Below are 21,201 nucleotides of genomic sequence, written 5' to 3'. Positions count from 1 at the left end.
GCATCAGTGTTGGGATGTTGCAAATTAATTCCTTGCCGCCGCCAATGCCAGCCCCGTGCGACAGCCTGCAGGAACAGGGGAGTGGACTGCAGATCGGGTGCAAGTCGACCCTGAACCGCAGCTCGAACACGACTATCGGCATGCGGATGCTGGAATAYGGCGGAGGCGGGCACGAGAATGCGGGAACTTGCCCAGGTGTCGAACGAGGAATCCAGGTTTGCGAGCGTTACGACAGCTCTTGCAGAACTTGGGTCCCCGCCTTTGCGGGGAGCCGGGTCGGGCAATGCCCGGCACGACGAGCGGATGCTGCGTGAACGAGCTTACGCCGGCTGGTAACTTCGCAACATCTCCTGCGCCGCCTCCGCCCCCAGCGGCTCACTGAACAGCCGCCCCTGGAACTCGTCGCAGCCGTGCGACTTCAGGAATTCCGCCTGCGGCCGCGTCTCCACGGCCTCGCCCACGACTTCCATGTTCAGGTTGTGCCCGATGTCGATCAGGCTCTTCACCAGCGCGCCGGTGCCTTCGGCGATGCCGTGCACCGTGGTGCGCGAGAGCTTGACCTGGCTGGCTTCGAGCTGCTGCAGGTAGCCGAGGTCGCACAGGCCGGCGCCGAAGCCGTCCACCGACACGACCACGCCGAGCGCGCGCAGCTGGCGTGACAGCTCGCGTCCGAGGCCGGGATTGCGCAGCAGGCCGTCGATCGGCAGGTCGAGCTGCAGGCTGTCGGGCGGCAGGTCGTGGCGCGCGAGCAGGGCGCACAGGCACTCCACGAAGTCGCCCTGGCTGTACTCGCGGTAGGACACGTTGACGGTGACCGGCACCTTGCGCACGCCGGTCTGGCGCAGCTGGGCGGCGAAGGCGCAGGCCTGGTCCAGCACGCGCCGGCCGATCGGGACGATGACGCCGATCTCCTCGGCCTCGGTCAGGAAGCGTCCCGGCGGCAGCACGCCATGGTCCGGATGATTCCAGCGCAGCAGGGCCTCGAAGCCCATCACCTGGCCGGTGCGCAGCGAGACGCGCGGCTGGTAGAGCAGGAACAGCTCGTCCTTGTCGAGGGCGTGGTGCAGGCCTTCCTCGATCTTGCGCTTGGCGTCGTTGCTCGAGCGCATATCGGCGGAGAAGAAGTGCACGTCGTTGTGGCCGTTGCCCTTGCCGTGGTACATGGCGACGTCGGCCGCGCGCACCAGCTCGGTCGCGGTGGTGCCGTCGTGCGGATAGAGGGCCACGCCGACGCTGGCGCCGACCGGGATCTCGCGGCCGTTGAAGGACACCGGGATCGCGAAGCTCTGGCGCAGCCGTTCGACCATCCGCAGGGTGAAGCGCAGCGAGGGCTGGTTGGCCAGCACCAGCACGAATTCGTCGCCCGACATGCGCGCCACCGTGTCGCTGTCGCGCACCGAGGCCTGCAGGCGCCGCGCCACCACCTTCAGCACCACGTCGCCGGCTTCGTGGCCGAGGGTGTCGTTGATGGTCTTGAAGTTGTTCAGGTCGATCAGCACGGTCGCCACCAGCGACTTCTGGCGCTGTGCCACGTGCACCGCCTGGTCCAGCCGGTCCCACAGCAGGTTGCGGTTGGCCAGCCCGGTCAGCGGGTCGTGGTTGACCTCGTGCTCGAGGTGGGCGGTGCGCTGCATGGCCGCGGTGACGTCGTTGATGACGCCGATGAAATGGGTCACGGTGCCATGCTCGTCGTGGACCGGGGTGATGCTCAGGTCGTTCCAGAACAGCTCGCCGTTCTTGCGCAGGTTGCGCAGCACCACGTTGACCGGGCGGCAGGCCGCAATCGCCTCGCGCACTTCGGTCCGTTCACCCGCATCCATGCCGGGCGCGGCCATGAAGCGCGGATCGCGCCCGAGCGATTCCTCCGCGCTATAGCCGCTGATGCGCTCGAAGGCCGGATTGACATACTCGATCGGGTTGTCGGGACCGTCGCTGCGGGCGATCACGATGCCGTTGCTGGCCGCGTGCAGCGCGCGTTCGCGCAGGCGCAGCCTTTCCTCGCGCTGGCGCCGCTCGCCGATGTCGATGCCGACCCCGAACACGTACTCGCCGCCGTTGCAGAGCACCCGCGTGCCGCACAGCAGCACCGGGATGTCCTTGCCGTTCTTGGCAACGTAGTCGACTTCGAGTTTCATCTCGGCGCCTTCGTCCAGCACGCGGCGCAGGGCGTCCGTGAGGAGGGGGCGCTGCGGCAGGTCGAGCAGGTCGGAAGCGCGCGCGGCCGCCAGTTCTTCCGGCGCCATGCCGCTCAGGCGTTCCAGGTTGTGGTTCCAGAGCACGAAACGGCCGTCGCGGTTGAGGGCATAGAAGGTGCCGGGAAACAGGTCGACCACGGCCGACAGCGGCGTGCGTGCGACGTGTTCTGACTCCGGCGCGTCGCGTTCGACCTCGGTGGTGACGGCGACCGCACAGCCGAGCGGCCGGCCGGCGGCGTCGATTTGCGGGGCCAGCGCCAGGGTGGCGGCGAAGATGCGGCTGTCGCTGCAGCGCAGGTCGGCATTCAGCTGGGCGCCTTCGGGACGCTGGGTCAGGGCGGCCCAGCCGGCGGTCCAGGCGTCACGCGCGCTGGCGACGAACAGGCTGGTGATGGGACGGCCGAGTACGCTCGCGGCCGGCATGCCGAACAGGGTCTCGCAACCCCGGTTCCAGGTGATGATACTGCCCGCGTCGTCCGTCAGCAAGACGGCGTGGGCGGGCGGATCGGTATCGAACATGCGGCTCCCCATGCAAGGCCAACCGCCGTTGGACAGCCGTGCCGGGGAACCGTTCCGCCCAGAATATCAGGCGGCGGCCTCGGCACGCACCGGCAGGGCGACCTGGTTGTCGACGCTGAACTGGTAATCCTTGAACACGTGCTCGGCCGACAGGATCTGGTAGTGACCGTCGCCCAGCTTGTGGGTGGTGTCCTTCAGGCGGTAGGTGGTCGAGCCGCAAGTCCAGCAGTTGAAGTTGCGCATGTGGGTGCACAGGCAGGTCTTGTCGAACACGCGGATGTTCTTCGAGTCCGGATTCGCCTGCACCTCGCGGTTGTACGAGTTGATGTAGGCGCAGTTGCCGGTCGCGTCCAGCAGGTAGCCGTAGGACTCGCAACCCGGGCGGATGCCGGAGCCGATCGCCGGGGTCTGCTTCAGCATCCGCATCGGATAGCCGGTCGGCGAGACGCCGTTGACGATGATGTCTTCTTCGCTGGCGCGGAAGTATTCCTGCTTGACATCAATGGGCAGGCCGCATTCGTGGGTGACGGTGAAGCGGGTCGCCACCTGCACGCCGCCGGCGCCCTTTTCCAGGAAGCCCACGGCATCGCTGCCGGTGAAGATGCCGCCCGCGGCGATCAGCGGAATGTTCAGCTGTTCGGCGCGCATGAAGGCATGGATCTCGTCCATGATGGTGTGCAGGTCGTACTGCTGCCAGTCGTCGATGCCGAAGCCGAGGTGGCCGCCGGCCAGCGGGCCTTCGACGATCACGTAGTCCGGCAGGCGGTCGAGGCGCGAAACCTTACGCAGGAACAATTGCAGCGCACGCACGGACGAGACGATGATGCCCAGCTTGGCGTCGCGGAAGCGTGGATGGTCCTTGATCAGTTCGAACGAACCGAGGTGCAGGCCGGCCGACATGGTGATGCCGTCGATGCCCGCGTCGAGCGCCGCCGACAGGCGGGTGCGCAGGGTTTCCTTCGGCGCGTTCATGGTCAGCTTTTCCATGCAGTTCACGAAGATCAGGCCATCGCCTTTCTTCGCGTCCATGGTTGCACCCACGTGCAGACGGGTTGCCTCGGCCAGGCGGTCCAGGTCGAACTGGACCACCGATTTGTCCATGTTGTTGATGTTGAACTTGTAGAGCTTGGTCTTTTCCTTGACGAAGCTCGTATCGAACTTGCGGTCCGAAACGTCCGGGACCATCGCGTCGGAAATATGGCCAATGCCGCCGAGGCGCGCTGCCTCCAGCGCCAGTTCGGAAGTCGAGATATCGACTCCCATTCCGCCGATCATGATGGGCACGTATTCCTTGTTGCCCAAACGCAGGCGGAAATCATCTACACGTTTCATTGCATTCCTTAACAACCATAGACTAATCGCCCGCCATTTTACCGCAGGAGATGGGCTTTACAGAGGGCCATTTAGCGCACGGTCGTGCGGTAACGGCCCGGTCTTCCGGGTCAGTCGCGGAAGTTGTTGAAGGCCAGCGGCAGGTCGGTCACATCCTTGCGCAGCATGGCGATCGCTTCCTGCAGGGTATCGCGATCCTTGCCGGTGATGCGCACGGATTCGCCCTGGATCGAGGCCTGGACCTTCATCTTGCTTTCCTTGATCAGCTTGGTGATCTTCTTGGCGTCCTCGGACTCGATGCCGTTGCGCACCTTCAGCACCTGCTTGACCTTGTCGCCGCCGATCTTTTCGATCTTGCCTTCGTCCAGGAATCGGACGTCGACCTTGCGCTTGGTCATCTTGTTCAGCAGGACGTCCTTGACCTGGGAGATCTGGAAGTCGGAATCGCCGAACAGGGTGATTTCCTTGTCTTTCTGCTCGACCTTGGCCGAGGTACCCTTGAAGTCGAAGCGCGTCTCGATTTCCTTGCTCGAGTTTTCGACGGCGTTCTTGACTTCAACCATGTCTGCTTCGCAGACCACATCAAACGATGGCATTGTGTGTTCCTTTTTTTATCGGGTGACGAATGCCGATATTGTAACGGACCGTTGGCATCGGGGCGCCTGTTTCCCACTATAATCAGCGGGCCAACTCCGGACCCAGCCATGCAAGCATTGCCCATCGAACACGACATCTCCCTCCAGCACTTCAACACCTTCGGCATCGGTGCCCGCGCCAGGCGCTACCTGCGCGTGATCGACCCCGCCCAGCTGGCGGCGCTCGCCGCCGACCCCGAACTCGCCGCCTTGCCGCGCCTGGTCCTGGGCGGCGGCAGCAACCTGCTGATCACCCGCGCCGAAATCGAGCAACTGGTGCTGCACATGGCCCTGATGGGCAAGGAAATCGTCGGCGAAACGCCGGACGCCGTCCTGGTGCGCGCCCGCGCCGGCGAGAACTGGCATGGGTTCGTGCAATGGACCCTGGAACAGGGACTGGGCGGCCTGGAGAACATGTCCCTGATCCCGGGCACGGTGGGCGCCTCGCCGATCCAGAACATCGGCGCCTATGGAGCCGAGGTCAAGGACGTTTTCCATTCGCTCACCGCCTTCGATTTTGCGACCGGCAGCACGCGCACGATGGATGCCGCGGCCTGCCGCTTCGCCTACCGCGACAGCGTGTTCAAGCACGAGGACGGCCGCAGCCTGGCGGTGCTGGACGTGACTTTCGCGCTGCCGAAAGCCTGGGCGCCGAACCTGCGCTATGCCGAACTGGCCCGTGAACTCGACGGCGTGACCGGCCCGAGCCCGCGCCAGGTGGCCGAGGCCGTGATCGCGATCCGCCGCCGCAAGCTGCCCGACCCGGCGGAGATCGGCAATGCCGGCAGCTTCTTCAAGAACCCGGTGGTGCCGGGCGAGCATTGCGCCCGCCTGCTGGAACAGTGGCCGAACCTGGTCCACCACCTGCAGGCCGACGGCAGCGAAAAGCTGGCGGCCGGCTGGCTGATCGACCAATGCGGCTGGAAGGGCAGATCGCTGGGCCGCGCCGGCGTCTATCCGAAGCAGGCGCTGGTGCTGGTCAACAATGGCGGCGCCAGCGGCGAGGAAGTGCTGGCGCTGGCGCGGGCGATCCAGGCGGACGTGCAGGAGCGCTTCGGGGTGCTGCTGGAGCCGGAACCGGTGATGATCTGAGTGTGTCAGGCCGGGGGCGCCGCCGGTATCTTGAGCCCTTTGACCACCGCCGGGCGCCGCAGGAAGGCCTGCAGCACGCGGCCGACGTGGCGGAAGTTGTCGAAGCCGAGCAGCTCGCGGGCGCCATCGAGGGAATGCAAGGCGTTCACCCAGGGAAAACTCATGATGTCGGCGATCGTATAGTGCTCGCCCATGATCCAGTCGCGCCCGTCGAGCCGTTTGTCGAGCACGCCCAGCAGACGCTTCGCCTCATCCACGAAGCGGTCGCGCGGACGCTTGTCTTCCCAGTCCTTGCCGGCGAATTTCAGGAAGAAGCCCAGTTGCCCGAACATCGGCCCGATGCCGCCGTTCTGGAACATCACCCACTGGATGGTTTCGTAACGGCCGGCGGCGTCCAGCGGAACCAGCTGGCCGGTCTTGTCCGCGAGGTAGAGGAGGATGGCGCCCGACTCCCATAAAGGCAGCGGCCGGCCGCCGGGGCCGTTCGGGTCGATGATCGCCGGGATCTTGTTGTTCGGGTTCAGGGCCAGGTATTCGGGCGAGGTCTGTTCCTGTTTTTCGAAGCCCACCCGGTGCACCTCGTAGGGCAGGCCGGTTTCCTCGAGCATGATGGCGGCCTTGACGCCGTTCGGCGTCGGCATCGAATACAGCTGCAGCCGGTCCGGATGCCGCGCCGGCCACTTGCGCGTCACCGGAAAGCTGTTCAGGTCCTGCATGGCGTCGCTCCACGGATGGTCACCGGGCGATGGTAGCAAAGGGCCGGCCCAAGCGCCGCGCGCCTCGCTCAGCCGGCGGCCGCCACCTGGTTGCGCCCGGCCCGCTTGGCCTCGTACAGCGCGCCGTCGGCGGCGGCGATCAGCGCCTCGATGCTGCCGCCTTCGCCCGGCAAGGCGCTGGCCACCCCGATCGACATCGTCACTGTCCCGCAGGGGGCGGCCGGATGCGGCTGGGCCAGCTGTTCGAGGTGGCGGCGGCAGTCCTCGGCCAGCTTGAGGGCGCCTTCCAGGCCGGTTTCAGGCAGCAGGATCGCGAATTCCTCGCCACCGTAGCGCGCCACCAGGTCGGCCGGACGCTTCAATTGCCCGGTCAGCACGGCGGCCGTCTTCTTCAGGCACAGGTCGCCGGCCGGATGGCCGAGGCTGTCGTTGTAGTGCTTGAAGTGGTCGACGTCGCACATCAGCAGCGCGAGCGGCGCCTGCCGGCGGCGTGCGCGCTGCCATTCGGTGTCGATCGCTTCGTCGAAGCGGCGGCGGTTGGCGATGCCGGTCAGGCCGTCCAGCGCGGCCAGCTTCCGCAGTTCGAAGTTGGCGTGCGTCAGCTCTTCCTGGCTGGCGCGCAGCGAGCGGTAGGCGGCGTCGCGCTGCAGCAGGCTGATGTAGCCGCGCGAGTGGTGACGGATGCGCGCCACCAGTTCCAGCTCATCGGGCAGCTTGACCAGGTAGTCGCTGGCGCCGACCGCGAAGCCATGCGCTTTCAGCCTGGCTTCTTCCTTGGCCGACAGCACCGCCACCGGCACCTCGCGCAGGGATGCGTCGGCGCGGTAGCCGGCAAGCAGCTGGAAGCCGTCGGCGCCCGGCATCACCAGGTCCTGCAGGATCACGGTCGGCCGCAGGGCCAGCGCGGCCGCGTGCGCGGCCTGGGCGTCGGTGACGTAATGGAAGGCGATGTCGGGATGGGCGGCGAGCATGCGCCGCACGGCTTCGACGATGATGAGCTGGTCGTCGACCAGCAGCACGCGTATCTGGTAGCTGGCGGGGTCTGGCTCGGTGTGGATGGGACTGACTGCGGACATCGGCTGAATTTGAATTGATGGAAATGCGTGCGTCATTACGCGCCGCCAATTCTATCCGATAACCACTTTGAAATATTGTCTAACGGCAAAATTTTCTGGGCAGCGTTCATCTCGGCGGCGGCGCGCGGCATGCCGTACACCGCGCTGCTGGCTTCGTCCTGGGCGATGGTCGTGTGGCCGGCCGCGCGCATCGCGAACAGGCCGGCGGCGCCGTCGCGGCCCATGCCGGTCAGCAGGATCCCGGCCGCCGTGCGTCCCCAGTGCCGCGCCACCGAATGGAAGAAGATGTCGATCGAGGGGCGGTGGATCTCGTCGCGCGGCTCGGCGTCGTAGCGCAGGCGATTGCCGGGTGCCAGGCGCAGGTGGTCGGCGGTGGTCGCCACCTGCACCATGCCGCCTTCGAGGTGGTCGCCGTCGGCGATCGGCGCGATCTTCGCGGGGCTTTGCTCGCCCAGCCATCGCACCAGCTGGGCGGCGAAGCTGCTGTCGATGTGCTGGACCACCACCGCCGCGGTGTCGGGCGGCGGCTGCCAGAGCGAGAACAGGCGCGCCAGCGCAGCCGGTCCGCCGGTCGAGGCGCCGATCGCCACCAGGTGCGCCACGTGCGGCACCCCGGCCGGCACCGGGGCGGGGCGGCCGGCGACCAGTTTGCCGATGGTGCGGATCTTGGCCAGCAGCTCCGCCTCGCCGCCCGGCTGGCCGAGCAGCACCGGGGTCGCGACCACGTCGAGGGCGCCGGCGCCGAGGGCGCGGAACACCTGGCCGACATTGTCCTGCGGCCGCGCGGTGACGACCAGGATCGCGCAGGGCGCATTCGCCATGATGCGGCGGGTCGCCTCGACGCCGTCGAGCAGCGGCATCTCGAGGTCCATCAGCACCAGGTCGGGCCGCAGGTCGGCGCACAGGCGCACGGCGTCGACGCCGGTGCGCGCGATCCAGGCCACCTGGTGCTCGCCGCTGGCGGCCAGTACCCGGCGCAGCGCCTCGGCCGCAATCGGCACGTCGTTGGCGATGCCGATCCTCATGACCCTTCTCCCGGCAAGGGCCCGCCGATCAAATCGCGAACGGCGTCGAGCAGGGTGGCGTCGTGGAAGGCGCCCTTGGCCAGGTAGTAATCGGCGCCGGCTTCGAGTCCGCGCGCGCGGTCTTCCGGGCGGTCCTTGTAGGACACGATCATCACCGGCAGCCGCTGCAGGCGCGGGTCCTGGCGGATCCGTTCGAGCAGCCTGATGCCGTCCATGCGCGGCATGTCGATGTCGGTGATCACGAGGTCGTAGGCGCCGGCGCGCACGCTGTTCCAGCCGTCGACGCCGTCGAGGGCGACGTCGACCCGGTAGCCGCGCGCCGCCAGCAGCTTGCGCTGCATCTCGCGCACGGTGAGCGAATCGTCGACCACCAGGATGCGGCGCGCGGCCTGGCGTCCATCCTGGCGCGCGCCGGCGCCGGCCGGCACCGGCTGCAGCGATTCGCCGGTCTCCAGCAGGCGCGCGATCGACAGCAGCATGTCGGGCACGTCGAGGATCAGCACCGGGGCGCCGTCGTCGAGCAGGGCGCAGGAGGCGACGTCGCGCAGCTTGCCGAACACCGGATCGAGCGGCTGCACCGTCAGGCTCTGCTCGCCGCGCACTTCGTCCACCACCAGGCCGTAGCGCTCGCGCGCGCCGCCGATGACCACCACCGCCAGCTCGGCGCCGGGCGTGGCGTCGCCCAGCTCGAGCACGCGACCGGCCGCCACCAGGCCCAGGTGGACGCCCTCGACCTCCAGGTACTGGCGGCCGGCCAGGGTCTGCACCGCGCCGGCCGGCACCCGCAGCACGCGTTCGGCGCGCGCGATCGGCAGGGCATAGGGCTCGCCCAGCACGTCCACCACCAGCGCGCGCACGATCGACTGGGTGACCGGCAGCACGATGGCGGTGCGGAAGCCGCGGCCAAGCGTGGACTCCACCCGCACCGTGCCGTTCTGCGCCTGCACCGCTTCGTGCACCACGTCCAGGCCGACTCCGCGGCCGGAGATCTCGTTGGCGTCCTCCTTCAGCGAAAAGCCGGGCAGGAACAGGAATTCCATCAGCTCCGGCCTCGACAGCGCCTGGGCGAAGCCGGGAGCGGCCAGCCGGCGGGCGACGGCGGCGCGGCGGATCCGTTCGGGATCGACGCCGCGGCCGTCGTCGCTCACCTCGATCGACAGCATGCCGCCGCGGTGGCGCGCTTCAAGCCGGATGGTGCCGGTGGCGGGCTTGCCGGCGGCCGCGCGTTCGGCAGGCGGCTCCATGCCGTGGTCGACCGCATTGCGCAGCAGCTGCCCCAGCGGCGCTTCGAGGCGCACCAGCACGGCGCGATCGACCAGGGTGTCGGCGCCGGTGACGTCCAGGCGCACGTCCTTGCCCAGGCTGCGCGCGAGGTCGCGCACCATGCGCGGCAGGCCGTGCAGGCCGTCGCCGAAGCGGCACATATGCAGTTCGAGCACTTCGTCGACCAGGCGGGTGGCGACGCCGGTCGCCTGCCGCTCGTAGTGCTCGGCATCGAGGATGCTGCGCTGCAGGCTGTCGCGCAGGGGACGCGCGCGCTCGTCGACCACGCGCGCGAGTTCCAGCAGGCGCGGGTCGCCGCCGGCCACGATCGCTTCGCGCAGCTGTTCGAGGGCGGCGAACATGCCGTGCTGCTGGCGCTTGTGGCGCTGCAGGGCATCGATCCAGGGACGCAGCTGGCCGGCGTGCAGGCGCGCCTGGCCGGCCAGGGTCAGGAGTTCGTTGCCGGGGTCGAGGGGCGGCGCGGCGGCGGGCAATGGCGCCGGTGCCGGAGCGGAAGCGGTGGGAACTGCGGCGGGCACAGCGGCGGGCACCTGCGCGGCGATCGGCGCCAGCGGCATGACCGCGGGTGCCTCCCGGGCGCCGGCCTGCAGTGCGTCGAGTGCGGCAAGTGCCGCCTCGACCCGGCCGCGATGCGGGCCGGCGTCGATCAGTTCGGCCTCGGACAGCGCCGCCAGATGGCGCATCAGGTCGACCGCCTCCAGCAGCACGTCGACGCCGGCCGCATCGAGGGCCAGCCGGCCCTGCTGGGCGGCGATGAACACGTCTTCCATCGCATGCGCCAGCTTCACCATCGGCTCCATGCCGACGATGGCGGCGGCACCCTTGGTCGAATGCGCGGCGCGCATCATCGCTTCCAGCGTGGCGGGGTCCTGGCCGCGCTCGCTGCGCAGCAGGCCGTCGGTGAGTACACGCGCCTGGGCCTGGGCCTCCATGCGGAACAGCTCGAGCATCGAAAAGCCGCTCAGGTCGTCGCCGAATCCCTGGTCGATGCTCATCGCAGCGTCCCCAATACTTCACGTTCCAGCATGGCGGCGTCCAGCAGGCCGGCCTCGCTGGCGCCGTCGGCGATCACGCCGGCGACCAGCGCCGCCGGCAGGTGGCCGAGGGTGGCGGCCGGCGCGCGCAGGGCCGCGGATGCGTGGCGCAGGATGCCGTGCATCTCCGCGACCGGCACCGCGACGCGCTGGCCGCGCAAGCCCAGCACCAGCAGGCGCTCGAAACTGTGGCGGCCGGCCGGCGCCGGCACCCCGGCGGTGTCGATGCCGAGCAGGGCCGCCAGCGACACCGCCGGCAGCACCCGTCCGCCGACGTTGACCACGCCGAGCAGGGCGCCGCCGGAGCGGTGCGGCAGGCGGTGCACGGGCGCCGGCGGCGCCACCGTGGCGGCCAGCGCCATCGGCACCGCCAGCCATTCGGCGCCGATGCGGAACACCATCGCGGCGGCATCGGTGGCGGCGGGCGCCGGTTCGGGCCGGGCCAGTTCGCGCGCCCAGGTCTCGCGGTAATCCGGTTCGACCGCGCGCTGGAGCTTGCGCTGGGCCGCCTCCGCGTAGACCGGGCAATTGCGGCAGTGGACGTGGCGCTCCAGCTCCGCGCAGCTGCGGTCGCCGGACACGCCGATGCGGCGCCAGCAGTCGGCGGACGACTCGCCGGGCATGGACAGCTGCGTCATCGCCGTGCCCCCGGGTCGCGCCGGCGCGCATGCACGCGGGCGGCGCGCCGGCGCAGCAGGGCGGCGTCATGCGCATCGCCGCGCTGCTCGATCAGCAGGGCCAGGCTGCACAGCGCCTCGTAGTGCTCGGGCTGCAGGAAGAGGCAGCGGCGCCAGTGGCGTTCGGCCGCGCGCGGCTGGCCGGCGCATTCGCTGGTCAGGCCGAGCAGGAACCAGGCTTCGGCCAGCTCGGGCTGGAAGGCAAGGATTTCCTGGCAGGCCCGCTCCGCGTCCGGCAGGCGGCCGGCGTCGGCCAGGCGCCGGGCCTCGGCCAGCAGCGCCGCCAGGGAGGTCGCCGCCGGCGGGCTCACCGGCGCCGTGGTCTGCCGCGCCGGCGCAGGCGCAGGCGGCATCGGCGTGGCGGGACGCGGGCGCCGCCGCACCGTCGCCATGCTCTCCTTGTGCAGGGCATAGGGATGGCGCAGCGATTGCGGAGAAAATCCCCGGCGGCAGAAGGCCGGGGCCTCGGCAAAGCCGGACAGCAGCAGGCCGTCGTCGGCCAGCAGCGCCTCGATGACGGCGGCCGCGGCGGCGCGGCCGCCATCGTCGAAATAGATCAGCAGGTTACGGCAGAACACCAGGTCGTAGCGTGCGCCGCCGTCGGGCAGGGTGGCCGGGCGCAGCAGGTTGCCCTGGCTGAAACGGACGTAGCGGCGCAGCGCATCGTCGATCAGGTAGTCGTCGCCGTCCTGGCGGAACCAGCGGTCGCGGAAGGCCAGGTCGGCGCTGCGGAAGGCGTTGCGCGTGTAGCGGCCCAGGCGCGCGCGATCGAGCGATGCGCGCGACAGGTCGACCGCGTCGATCCGGCACTGCGCGGGCGCGATGCCGTTCGATGCCAGCGTCATCGCCATCGAATACGGCTCCTCGCCGCCGGCGCAGGGAATCGACAGCAGGCGCAGCTGCCGGCCCGGATGGCTCAGCAGGCGGCGGCGGACGAAGCGCAGCGCGGTGTCGAACACGTCCGGATCGCGGAACATCCAGGATTCGGGCACGATCACGAGGTCGACCAGGGCGTCGAATTCCGGCGTGCCGGGCAGCGGCGCATAGTCCTGGCGCGCGTCCAGGCCGAGGCGCAGCATGCGCTCGCGTACGGCGCGTTCGACGGCGTCCGGCGGCAGCACCAGGCCGGTGCTGTCCTTCAGCAGCTGGCCGAGATTCATGCGCAGGCCTCGCCGAACAGCAGGGCTTCGACCTCGGGCGCCAGCAGGCGCTCCGGATCGATCAGCTGCAGCATGCCGGCGGCGCGACCGGATAGTTCGGTACCGCCGGCCGCAAGCCCGCCGAGCCAGGGGGCGGCCAGCACACCGCCGTCGCCCAGTTCGGCGCCGATGTCCGCCACCCCGGTCACGCGCTCGGCCTTCAGGCCCAGGCGCCGCAGCCGTCCGGCCGCCGCCACCTCGACCAGCAGGATGCGGGTGTCGTAGCGCACCGCATCGGGCGGCGTGCCGGCCAGGCGCGACAGGTCGATCACGGGGATGACTTCGCCGTGCAGGTCCAGCAGGCCCGGCACGTAGTGCGGCGCCCCCGGCAGCGCCTTCAGGCGCGCCACCGGCAGCACCCGCAGCACGGCGGTGAGGGGCAGGGCATAGCGTTCGCGCCCGATGTGAAACGCCAGCACCTTCATGCGCGGGTCTCAGTCATTCACGGAGAAGGTGGCGACCGACTGCTGCAGGTCGCCGGCGGCGTACTGCAGCCGGTGCACGGCCTCGCTGGTGGCCTTCAGCGACTCGACGGTCTGCTGGCTGGCGTCGGACAGCTGCATCATGGTGCCCGAGATCTGCGAGGCGCCGACGGCCTGCGACTGCATCCCCTGCAGCACCAGGTCGAAGCGCGGCGACAGCTTGCGCACCTGGTCCATCATGCCGGACAGCTGTTCGGCCACGTGGCGCGCCTCGCCGACGTTGCGGCGGATCTCTTCGGCAAACTTGTCCATGCCCATCACGCTGGCCGACACCGCCGACTGCATCTCCTTCAGCATCTGCTCGATGTCCCAGGTCGAGACCGAGGTCTGGTCGGCCAGGCGCCGGATCTCGGTGGCCACCACCGAAAAGCCGCGGCCTGCCTCGCCGGCCTTCTCGGCCTCGATCGCGGCGTTCAGCGACAGGATATTGGTCTGGTCGGCCACCTTGGTGATGGTGGTCAGCACGCTGTTGATGTTGCTGGCTTTCTCGGACAGCGCGGCCAGCTTGGCGCCGATCGAATCGGTGGCATTGACCATCTGCTGCATGGTGTGGTCCATGTGCTTCAGCTTGTCCTGGGCGTCGGCGGTGGCGTTCGTGGTGTAGTCGGCCACCTGGGTCGCTTCCTCCATCGTGCGCAGCAGCTGGGAGGTGTTGGCCGACATTTCCTTGGTGGTGGCCAGCACCTCGACGCTGGTCTGGGCCTGCTCGATGCCGGTCGCTTCCTGCTGGCGAGCGGAAGCGGCGATCTGGGTCGCCGAGCTGGCCACCTGGATGCCGGCGTGCTGCACATTGGTCAGCAGGCTGCGCAGGTTGCCGAGCATGGTCGCCAGGCCTTCGCCGAGGCGGCCGATGGCATCCTCGCCGCGGATCTCCACGTTGCCGGTCAAGTCGCCGCGTGCGGCCTTCGAAACCACGCCGAGCAGGGCGTCGACCTTGGCGCGCAGTTCGCGGCCGTCGGCCAGTTCCTTGGCGTGGCTGTCTTCGATGGACTGGGCCATGCGGTTGAATTCGAGGGCCACCTGGCCCAGTTCGTCGCCCGAGAGCACCTCGGCGCGCGCGCCGCGGACACCGTCGCCCAGCCTGCGGGCGGCATCGGCCAGGGCCGCCAGCGGACGCGAGACGGCGCGTACCAGCACGGTGCCGATCAGGATCGCCAGCAGCACGCAGATCAGCGCGCCCACGCTCAGCAGCGCGCGCATCGACTGGCGCAGCGCGCTCGTGTCTTCCCTGCGCTGCTCCAGCAGGCGGTTCTCTTCGGCGGCGATATCGTCAAGGATCTCGCGCATGCCGGCCACGCTGGCGGTGCCGGCCAGCACCGCGGCTTCCGTCTGCGCCTGGACCGCCGCCGGGTTGCCGGCGGCGCGGCGGCGCAACTCGATCTGCGGCGCGATCGCCTTGTCCATCCAGGCGACCAGCACGGGATCGAGCTGGTGCAGGCGCTCTTTCTGGGCCGGATTGTCGGCGGTCAGCGCCAGCGCGCGGCGCACGTGGCTGCGGGCGCGTTCGTACTCGCTGCGGATCGGCGCGACCAGGTTGTCGTTGCCGGTCAGGAGATAGCCGCGGGTCGCGCTCTGCACCTGCAGCACCGAGGTCGCGATGTGGTTGGTCTCCAGCAGCACCTCGAGGGTATGGCGGTCCCACGCATTCGCCTCGGACAGCCGCGCGAAATTGTTATAGGCCAGGATCAGCAGGAACAGGATGATCGCGACGATGGCGCCGAAGCCGATCGTCAGTTTTTTCTTGATGCTCAGGTTTCGCAACATATCCGCAGGGGTTAGAGGTCCGTAGGGGGCAGAGCCCGGTTCTCTCGGTTGGGCTCTGACCCCGAAGTCGCGAACGCCGGAATCTCCAAGAAAATAAGGCCCAGCCTCAAATGTAACATTTAGCCGAGCTCAGGTGGAAACAAAAGTGCGCTAGCGCAACAAACCGGCGTCCGAGGGCAAGGCCGGCAAACCATGCCGGCGCCGCGCCTGCAGGCACTTGTCGTCACCGATCTGCACCTCGCGGCAGGGATCGGGCTGTTCGTAGACGCCGCAGGCAAACGAGCCGTCGCCGGACTGGCGCAGGGCCGCGCAGCGCGGTTCCCTTGCGTTGGTGCCGGCCATGCAGGCCAGGCAGGGGTGTCGCTCGTATCGCTCATGTCGGCCGGAGGTTGAACACAAATGGTAGCGCGCGCGCCGCGTCCTGGAACGCTTCGTGGAATCTTGGTTTGTTAACGCAAATGATAATGATTCGCGTTTACATAAAATGGAATTGTTGTTAAAGTCCCTGGCGTTCCAACACCCCTTCCATAGCAAAACAAGCAAAGACCATGAAGAGCCCGATCACCAGCCGCAAGCATCCCTCCGTCCTCCGCCCCGCCGCCAGCGCCGCCCTGGCGATGATGCTGCCGCTCGCCGCCCAGGCCGCGGACGGCGCCGCCACTGCCGCCGCCGACGAGGGCCGCTCGCCCCAGCGCGTCCACGTTCACGGCGAACGCGAGAACGACTTCAAGGCGGCCCAGGCTGCGTCCGACAAGTACACCCAGCCGCTGCTGGACACGCCGCAGACCGTCGTCGTCATCAAGAAGGAGCTGATCGAGCAGCAGGGCGCCGTCACCCTGGCCGAGGCGCTGCGCAACACGCCGGGCGTCGGCACCTTCTTCCTCGGAGAGAACGGCAATACCAGCACCGGCGACGCCATCTACATGCGCGGCTTCGACAGCTCGGGCAGCGTGTTCGTGGACGGCATCCGCGACATCGGCTCGATCTCGCGCGACGTCTTCAACATCGAGCAGATCGACGTGCTGAAAGGCCCGGCCGGCACCGACACCGGACGCGGCGCGCCGACCGGTTCGATCAACCTCGCCACCAGGCAGCCGCTGCTCAGGAATTTCGGCGACGCCAGCCTGAGCGCCGGCAGCGCGGACCGCCTGCGCGGCACCGCGGACATCAACCGCGTGCTCGACGGCCGCCGCGGCATCGCCATGCGCCTGAACCTGCTCGACCAGGACAACGGCAACCCGGCGCGTGAGGAGGTCAAGGACAAGCGCTGGGCGATCGCGCCTTCGCTCGCCTTCGGCCTGCGCGGCCCGACCCGGCTCTATCTCGACTACCTGCACGTGAAGCAGGACAACCGCCCCGACGGCGGCGTGCCGACCATCGGGCTGCCCGGCTACGGCAGCCCGGATCCCAAGCGTCCGTGGCTGGCTGGGGCGGCCCCCGTCGATCCGCAAAACTTCTACGGTGCGCTGTCGGACTTCGACCGGGTGCGGGCCGACATGTTCACCGCCATCGTCGAGCACGAGTTCGGCCCGCGCATGCGCCTGCGGAACACCAGCCGCTACGGCAAGACCAGGCAGTTCTACCTTCTCAGCGCCTTCATGGGCAACACCGCGAACATCGTGACGCCGGTCCAGGCCGCCCCCTCCGGCTGGACCTTGGCCCGCACCACGCGCACCATCAAGGACCAGGAAAACACGGTGCTGGCCAACCAGACCACCCTGACCACGGAGCTGGACACGGGCCGGCTGCACCACACCCTGGTGAGCGGTCTCGACCTCGCCAACGAGAAGCAGAGCAACTGGAGCCATACGGGTGGCGGCACCTTGCTGCCGGCGAATCTCTATCACCCGGATCCGGCCTCGCCGGTGACTGGGCTGAACCTGGTCCGCAGCGGCGCCCGCACCCAGGGCGAGACGGCGACCGCCGCAGCCTGGCTGCTCGACACCATCCGGCTGGGCGAGCGCTGGCTGCTCGGCGCCTCGGTGCGGGTCGATCATTTCGATACCACCTATGACGCGGTCGCCTTGTCGACCGCGGCCGCGAACCCGACCCTGCCGGTCGGCACCCCGGTCCTGACCCATGTCGAGCTGACGGACAGCCTGGTGAGCGGCAAGCTCTCGCTGCTGTACAAGCCGACTGCCAACACCAGCGTGTACGCGCTGTGGGCCAACTCCAGGCAGCCGCCGGGCTCGAACCTGGCGCTCAGCACCGGCGCCAACAGCGCCTCGAACCCGATCTTCGACCCGCAGGTGAGCACCACTACCGAGCTGGGCGCCAAATGGGAACTGATGAACAAGCGCCTTGGCCTGAACGCGGCCGTGTTCCGCACCGAGGTGAAGAACGAGGTCGAGCAGGACCCGGTCGACCTGAAGTACTACCAGACCGGCCGCAAGCGCGTGCAGGGCGTGGAGCTGAGCGCGATCGGTGAGATCACGCGCAACTGGTCGGTCAGCGCCGGCTATGCCTGGCTGGACACCAGCGTCGAATCCGGCAAGCTGGTCACGGCGATCGGCAGCAATGCCCTGAGCTATACGCCGAAGTCGTCCTTCACCAGCTGGACCACCTACAGCTTCCCGTCCGGCTTCAAGATCGGCGGCGGCGTCCGCTATTCCGGCCGCCTGCTGCGCGGCACCGACGGCGCGGTCGGCACGCCGGCCTATACCGACGATTACTGGGTGGCGGATGCGATGGCGTCGTATGCGATCAAGCGCGGGATCGAGTTACGCGTGAACGTGGTCAACCTGTTCGACAAGCGCTATGTGGCGGCGATTAACAAGAGCGGGTACCGGTATACGCCGGGGGCGCCGCGTTGGGGGAGTGTGACGGCCAACTTCCACTTCTGACGAGTGCCCGTCGTCCCGCGAAGGCGGGGACCCAAGTTTGCTTGCATTTCGACTGCTCACGCAGAACTTGGATCCCCGCCTGCGCGGGGACGACGGTGGCGGGGGACTACTGACCGCGCTTGGCGCGAGCCTTGGCCGCGATCCGCATGCGCAGCGCGTTCAGCTTGATGAAGCCACCGGCATCCGCCTGGTTGTAGGCGCCGCCGTCTTCGTCGAAGGTCGCGATGTTCATGTCGAACAGCGAATCGGTCTTCGAGTCGCGCGACACGACGATCACGTTGCCCTTGTAGAGCTTGACGCGGACCCAGCCGTTCACGCTTTGCTGGGTGTGGTCGATCAGGGTCTGCAGCGCGACGCGCTCCGGGGCCCACCAGTAGCCGTTATAGATCAGCGAAGCGTAGCGCGGCATCAGGTCGTCCTTCAGGTGCGCCACTTCGCGGTCCAGGGTGATCGATTCGATCGCGCGGTGGGCTTTCAGCATGATGGCGCCGCCCGGGGTTTCGTAGCAGCCGCGCGACTTCATGCCGACGTAGCGATTTTCAACCAGGTCGAGCCGGCCGATGCCGTGCTTGCCGCCCAGGCGATTCAGCTCGGTCAGCACCTGCGCCGGAGTCATCTTGACGCCGTTCAGGCCGACGATGTCGCCGCGCTCGTATTCGATGTCCAGGTATTCCGGCTGGTCGGGGGCCGCTTCCGGCGACACGGTCCAGCGCCACATCGATTCCTCGGCTTCCGCGCTCGGGTTTTCCAGGTGGCGGCCTTCGAAGGAGATGTGCAGCAGGTTGGCGTCCATCGAGTAGGGCGCGCCGCCGTTCTTGTGCTTCATGTCGATCTCGATGCCGGCGTCTTCCGCGTACTTCAGCAGCTTCTCGCGCGACAGCAGGTCCCATTCGCGCCACGGGGCGATGATCTTGACGTCCGGCTTCAGCGCATAGGCGCCCAGCTCGAAGCGCACCTGGTCGTTGCCCTTGCCGGTGGCGCCGTGCGAAATGGCGTCGGCGCCGGTTTCGTTGGCGATCTCGATCAGGCGCTTCGCGATCAGCGGACGCGCGATCGAGGTGCCCAGCAGGTATTCGCCTTCGTAGACGGTGTTCGCGCGGAACATCGGGAACACGAAGTCGCGCACGAATTCTTCGCGCACGTCGTCGATGTAGATGTTTTCCGGCTTGATGCCGAACTTGATGGCCTTGGCGCGCGCCGGTTCCAGCTCTTCACCTTGTCCCAGGTCGGCGGTGAAGGTAACGATTTCGCAGTTGTAGTGATCCTGCAGCCATTTCAGGATGACCGAGGTATCGAGGCCGCCGGAGTAGGCGAGGACTACTTTTTTAATGTCGCTCATGGGAGTTCCAGTGATGTGAGGCGTGGAGGGATGTTGTGGTCAGCCGGCTCGGGCACCAGGCCCGCGCCGACGATCAGACTTCGTTGCGGTAAAAAATCAGCTTGGTGGATGGATCACTTGTCCTCGATACGGCCCAGCAGCAGGTACTCGATCAGCGCCTTCTGCACGTGCAGCCGGTTCTCGGCTTCGTCCCACACCACCGATTGCGGGCCGTCGATGACTTCGGCCGCCACTTCCTCCCCGCGGTGGGCGGGCAGGCAGTGCATGAACAGCGCGTCGGGTGCGGCACGCGCCATCTTGGCGCCGTCCACCATGAAGCCGTCGAAGGCTTTCAGGCGTTCGGCGTTTTCCTTTTCGTAGCCCATGCTGGTCCACACGTCGGTGTTCACGAGGTGCGCGCCCTGGCAGGCATCCGATGGGTTCTCGAAGAAGGTAAAGTTCTTCGTGGTGACCAGCGAAGGATCGATGTCGTAGCCCTTCGGGGTCGACACGTTCAGGTGGAAGCCGAATACCTCGGCCGCCTGCAGCCACGAGTACAGCATGTTGTTGGCGTCGCCGATCCAGGCCACCGTCTTGCCGGTGATCGAACCGCGGTGCTCGAAGAAGGTGAACACGTCGGCCAGCACCTGGCAGGGGTGGTGCTCGTTGGTCAGGCCGTTGATCACCGGCACGCGCGAATTCGCGGCGAAGCGCTCGATGATGTCCTGGCCGAAGGTGCGCACCATGATGATGTCGCACATGCGGCTCATGACCTGGCCGGCGTCTTCCACCGGCTCGCCGCGGCCCAGCTGGCTGTCGCGGGTGTTCAGGTAGATCGCGGCGCCGCCCAGCTGGTGCATGCCGGCTTCGAAGCTCAGGCGGGTACGGGTCGAGCTCTTTTCGAACACCATCACCAGGGTGCGGTCGACCAGCGGGTGGTAGACCTCGTAGGCCTTGAACTTGCGCTTGATGACGGCCGCGCGCTCGATCACGTACTCGAACTCGTCGCGGGTGAAGTCGGAGAATTGCAGGAAGTGCTTGATGGGAGTCTGGACAGCCATGTTAGGTCGGGAATACGGGGATCTTCTGAATTATATGCCATCAATACAAGGTCTGTTCAGACTCATGTAGTAATTGCGCATACAGCGCGTGGCGGATCGGCGCGATCTTGCCCTCCGCGACCGCCCCGAGGATGGCGCATTGCGGCTCTGCCAGGTGGCGGCAATTGTAGTATTTGCAACCGCCCAGGAAGGGCTTGAACTCGACGAAGGCGCGTTCCAGCATGCCTTCCGTCAGGTGATACAGGCCGAATTCCTGGAAGCCGGGCGAGTCGATGATGTTGCCGCCGCTGTCGCCGGGCAGGCGGTACAGCCGGGTAAACGTCGTCGTGTGCTTGCCGGTGTCCAGGGCTTCGGAGATCTCGCGCACCGCGATGTCCGCATCCGGCACCAGCAGGTTGATCATCGAGGACTTGCCCATGCCGGACTGGCCGATGAAGATCGAGGACTCCCCCAGCAGCAGCGGCATCAAGGTCGCCACGGTGCCTTCCGGATCGGCCTTGGCCGAGACTTCGTGCAGCGGGTAGCCGAGATTGGCGTACAGCGCGGCGCGCTCGCGGGCGCGCGCCAGCAGCTCTTCGACGTCGACCTTGTTGAGGATGAGGTGGGCCTCGACGCCGGCCGCCTCGCAGGCCACCAGGGCGCGCGAGACCAGGTCGTCGGCGAAGCTCGGCTCGGTGGCGACGACGATGAAGAGGCGCGTGATGTTCGCCGCCAGCAGCTTCGACTTGTACTGGTCGGAGCGGTAGAGCAGGGTGGTGCGCTCGGCGATCTTCTCGATCACCGCCTGGTCGTTCGAGGTGCGCTTCAGATGCACGATGTCGCCGACCGCGACGTTGGTCTTCTTGCCGCGCGTGACGCACTGCAGGAATTCTCCATCGACCTCGGCCAGGTAGTGGCGGCCGTGCGCCGCGACGATGGTGCCGGTCAGGGCCTCGTTTTTGTTCATGCC

General features: G+C 67.9%; 17 protein-coding genes and 1 pseudogene. 3 read left to right on the top strand and 15 right to left on the bottom strand.

Going from position 1 to position 21,201, the window contains the following annotated elements; all coding sequences use genetic code 11:
* Nucleotides 1-101: 101 nt before the first annotated feature.
* A pseudogene (locus AB4Z32_RS09885) lies at nt 102-314 on the top strand (hypothetical protein); the annotation flags it as partial.
* Between the two features lie 6 nt (nt 315-320).
* Here the strand turns inward: AB4Z32_RS09885 and AB4Z32_RS09880 are convergent.
* The 3 genes from AB4Z32_RS09880 to AB4Z32_RS09870 form a co-directional block, all read right to left on the bottom strand.
* On the bottom strand, nt 321-2,714 hold the full coding sequence (locus tag AB4Z32_RS09880) for a sensor domain-containing protein (RefSeq protein WP_442121669.1): 2,394 nt from the start codon (nt 2,712-2,714) through the stop codon (nt 321-323).
* 66 nt (nt 2,715-2,780) lie between these two features.
* Nucleotides 2,781-4,046 (bottom strand): nitronate monooxygenase, encoded by a 1,266-nt coding sequence (locus AB4Z32_RS09875; RefSeq protein ID WP_442121668.1) that lies wholly within the window; start codon nt 4,044-4,046, stop codon nt 2,781-2,783.
* 110 nt (nt 4,047-4,156) lie between these two features.
* Nucleotides 4,157-4,642 (bottom strand): YajQ family cyclic di-GMP-binding protein, encoded by a 486-nt coding sequence (locus tag AB4Z32_RS09870; RefSeq protein ID WP_442121667.1) that lies wholly within the window; start codon nt 4,640-4,642, stop codon nt 4,157-4,159.
* Between the two features lie 108 nt (nt 4,643-4,750).
* Here AB4Z32_RS09870 and murB point away from each other — a divergent pair, with 108 nt between their 5' ends.
* Nucleotides 4,751-5,773, top strand: a complete 1,023-nt coding sequence (gene murB / locus AB4Z32_RS09865; protein WP_442121666.1) for a UDP-N-acetylmuramate dehydrogenase — start codon at nt 4,751-4,753, stop codon at nt 5,771-5,773.
* A 5-nt stretch (nt 5,774-5,778) separates the two neighbouring features.
* Here murB and AB4Z32_RS09860 read toward each other — a convergent pair whose 3' ends face one another.
* From AB4Z32_RS09860 to AB4Z32_RS09820, 9 genes are all read right to left on the bottom strand, one after another.
* Nucleotides 5,779-6,489 (bottom strand): glutathione S-transferase family protein, encoded by a 711-nt coding sequence (locus AB4Z32_RS09860; RefSeq protein ID WP_442121665.1) that lies wholly within the window; start codon nt 6,487-6,489, stop codon nt 5,779-5,781.
* Nucleotides 6,490-6,557: 68 nt separating this feature from the next.
* Nucleotides 6,558-7,565 (bottom strand): diguanylate cyclase, encoded by a 1,008-nt coding sequence (locus tag AB4Z32_RS09855; RefSeq protein WP_442121664.1) that lies wholly within the window; start codon nt 7,563-7,565, stop codon nt 6,558-6,560.
* Between the two features lie 35 nt (nt 7,566-7,600).
* Nucleotides 7,601-8,590, bottom strand: a complete 990-nt coding sequence (cheB, locus tag AB4Z32_RS09850) for a chemotaxis-specific protein-glutamate methyltransferase CheB (RefSeq protein ID WP_442121663.1) — start codon at nt 8,588-8,590, stop codon at nt 7,601-7,603.
* Nucleotides 8,587-10,869, bottom strand: coding sequence for a hybrid sensor histidine kinase/response regulator (locus tag AB4Z32_RS09845; RefSeq protein WP_442121662.1), 2,283 nt, complete (start codon nt 10,867-10,869; stop codon nt 8,587-8,589). The genes cheB and AB4Z32_RS09845 overlap by 4 nt, the downstream gene beginning before the upstream one ends.
* Complete coding sequence (locus AB4Z32_RS09840; RefSeq protein ID WP_442121661.1) at nt 10,866-11,546, bottom strand: chemotaxis protein CheW; 681 nt, start codon at nt 11,544-11,546, stop codon at nt 10,866-10,868. The genes AB4Z32_RS09845 and AB4Z32_RS09840 overlap by 4 nt, the downstream gene beginning before the upstream one ends.
* A complete protein-coding gene (locus tag AB4Z32_RS09835; RefSeq protein ID WP_442121660.1) occupies nt 11,543-12,745 on the bottom strand; it encodes a CheR family methyltransferase in 1,203 nt (400 codons plus the stop codon). Before AB4Z32_RS09835 ends, AB4Z32_RS09840 begins: the two co-directional genes overlap by 4 nt.
* Complete coding sequence (locus AB4Z32_RS09830; protein WP_442121659.1) at nt 12,742-13,209, bottom strand: chemotaxis protein CheW; 468 nt, start codon at nt 13,207-13,209, stop codon at nt 12,742-12,744. The genes AB4Z32_RS09835 and AB4Z32_RS09830 overlap by 4 nt, the downstream gene beginning before the upstream one ends.
* Nucleotides 13,210-13,218: 9 nt before the next feature.
* The gene (locus AB4Z32_RS09825; RefSeq protein ID WP_442121658.1) at nt 13,219-15,030 is read right to left on the bottom strand and encodes a methyl-accepting chemotaxis protein; all 1,812 of its coding nucleotides are present in this window, start codon (nt 15,028-15,030) and stop codon (nt 13,219-13,221) included.
* Between the two features lie 150 nt (nt 15,031-15,180).
* Nucleotides 15,181-15,372, bottom strand: a complete 192-nt coding sequence (locus AB4Z32_RS09820) for a hypothetical protein (protein WP_442121657.1) — start codon at nt 15,370-15,372, stop codon at nt 15,181-15,183.
* A gap of 206 nt (nt 15,373-15,578) precedes the next feature.
* Here AB4Z32_RS09820 and AB4Z32_RS09815 point away from each other — a divergent pair, with 206 nt between their 5' ends.
* A complete protein-coding gene (locus tag AB4Z32_RS09815; RefSeq protein WP_442121656.1) occupies nt 15,579-17,873 on the top strand; it encodes a catecholate siderophore receptor Fiu in 2,295 nt (764 codons plus the stop codon).
* Between the two features lie 106 nt (nt 17,874-17,979).
* Here AB4Z32_RS09815 and AB4Z32_RS09810 read toward each other — a convergent pair whose 3' ends face one another.
* The 3 genes from AB4Z32_RS09810 to rsgA all read right to left on the bottom strand — a co-directional run bounded on the left by AB4Z32_RS09810 (nt 17,980) and on the right by rsgA (nt 21,198).
* Nucleotides 17,980-19,212, bottom strand: coding sequence for an argininosuccinate synthase (locus AB4Z32_RS09810; protein WP_442121655.1), 1,233 nt, complete (start codon nt 19,210-19,212; stop codon nt 17,980-17,982).
* 113 nt (nt 19,213-19,325) lie between these two features.
* Nucleotides 19,326-20,252: an ornithine carbamoyltransferase gene (gene argF / locus AB4Z32_RS09805; protein WP_442121654.1), complete on the bottom strand. Its 927-nt coding sequence runs from the start codon at nt 20,250-20,252 to the stop codon at nt 19,326-19,328.
* 40 nt (nt 20,253-20,292) lie between these two features.
* Entirely contained in the window at nt 20,293-21,198 is a 906-nt protein-coding gene (gene rsgA, locus AB4Z32_RS09800; RefSeq protein ID WP_442121653.1) for a ribosome small subunit-dependent GTPase A, read from the bottom strand.
* Nucleotides 21,199-21,201 lie beyond the last annotated feature (3 nt).

Source organism: Massilia sp. 2TAF26 (assembly GCF_052115005.1).
Lineage (GTDB): Bacteria > Pseudomonadota > Gammaproteobacteria > Burkholderiales > Burkholderiaceae_D > Telluria.
The sequence above is the reverse complement of the archived record's forward strand: the minus strand, read 5'-3'. Positions and strand labels throughout refer to the sequence as shown.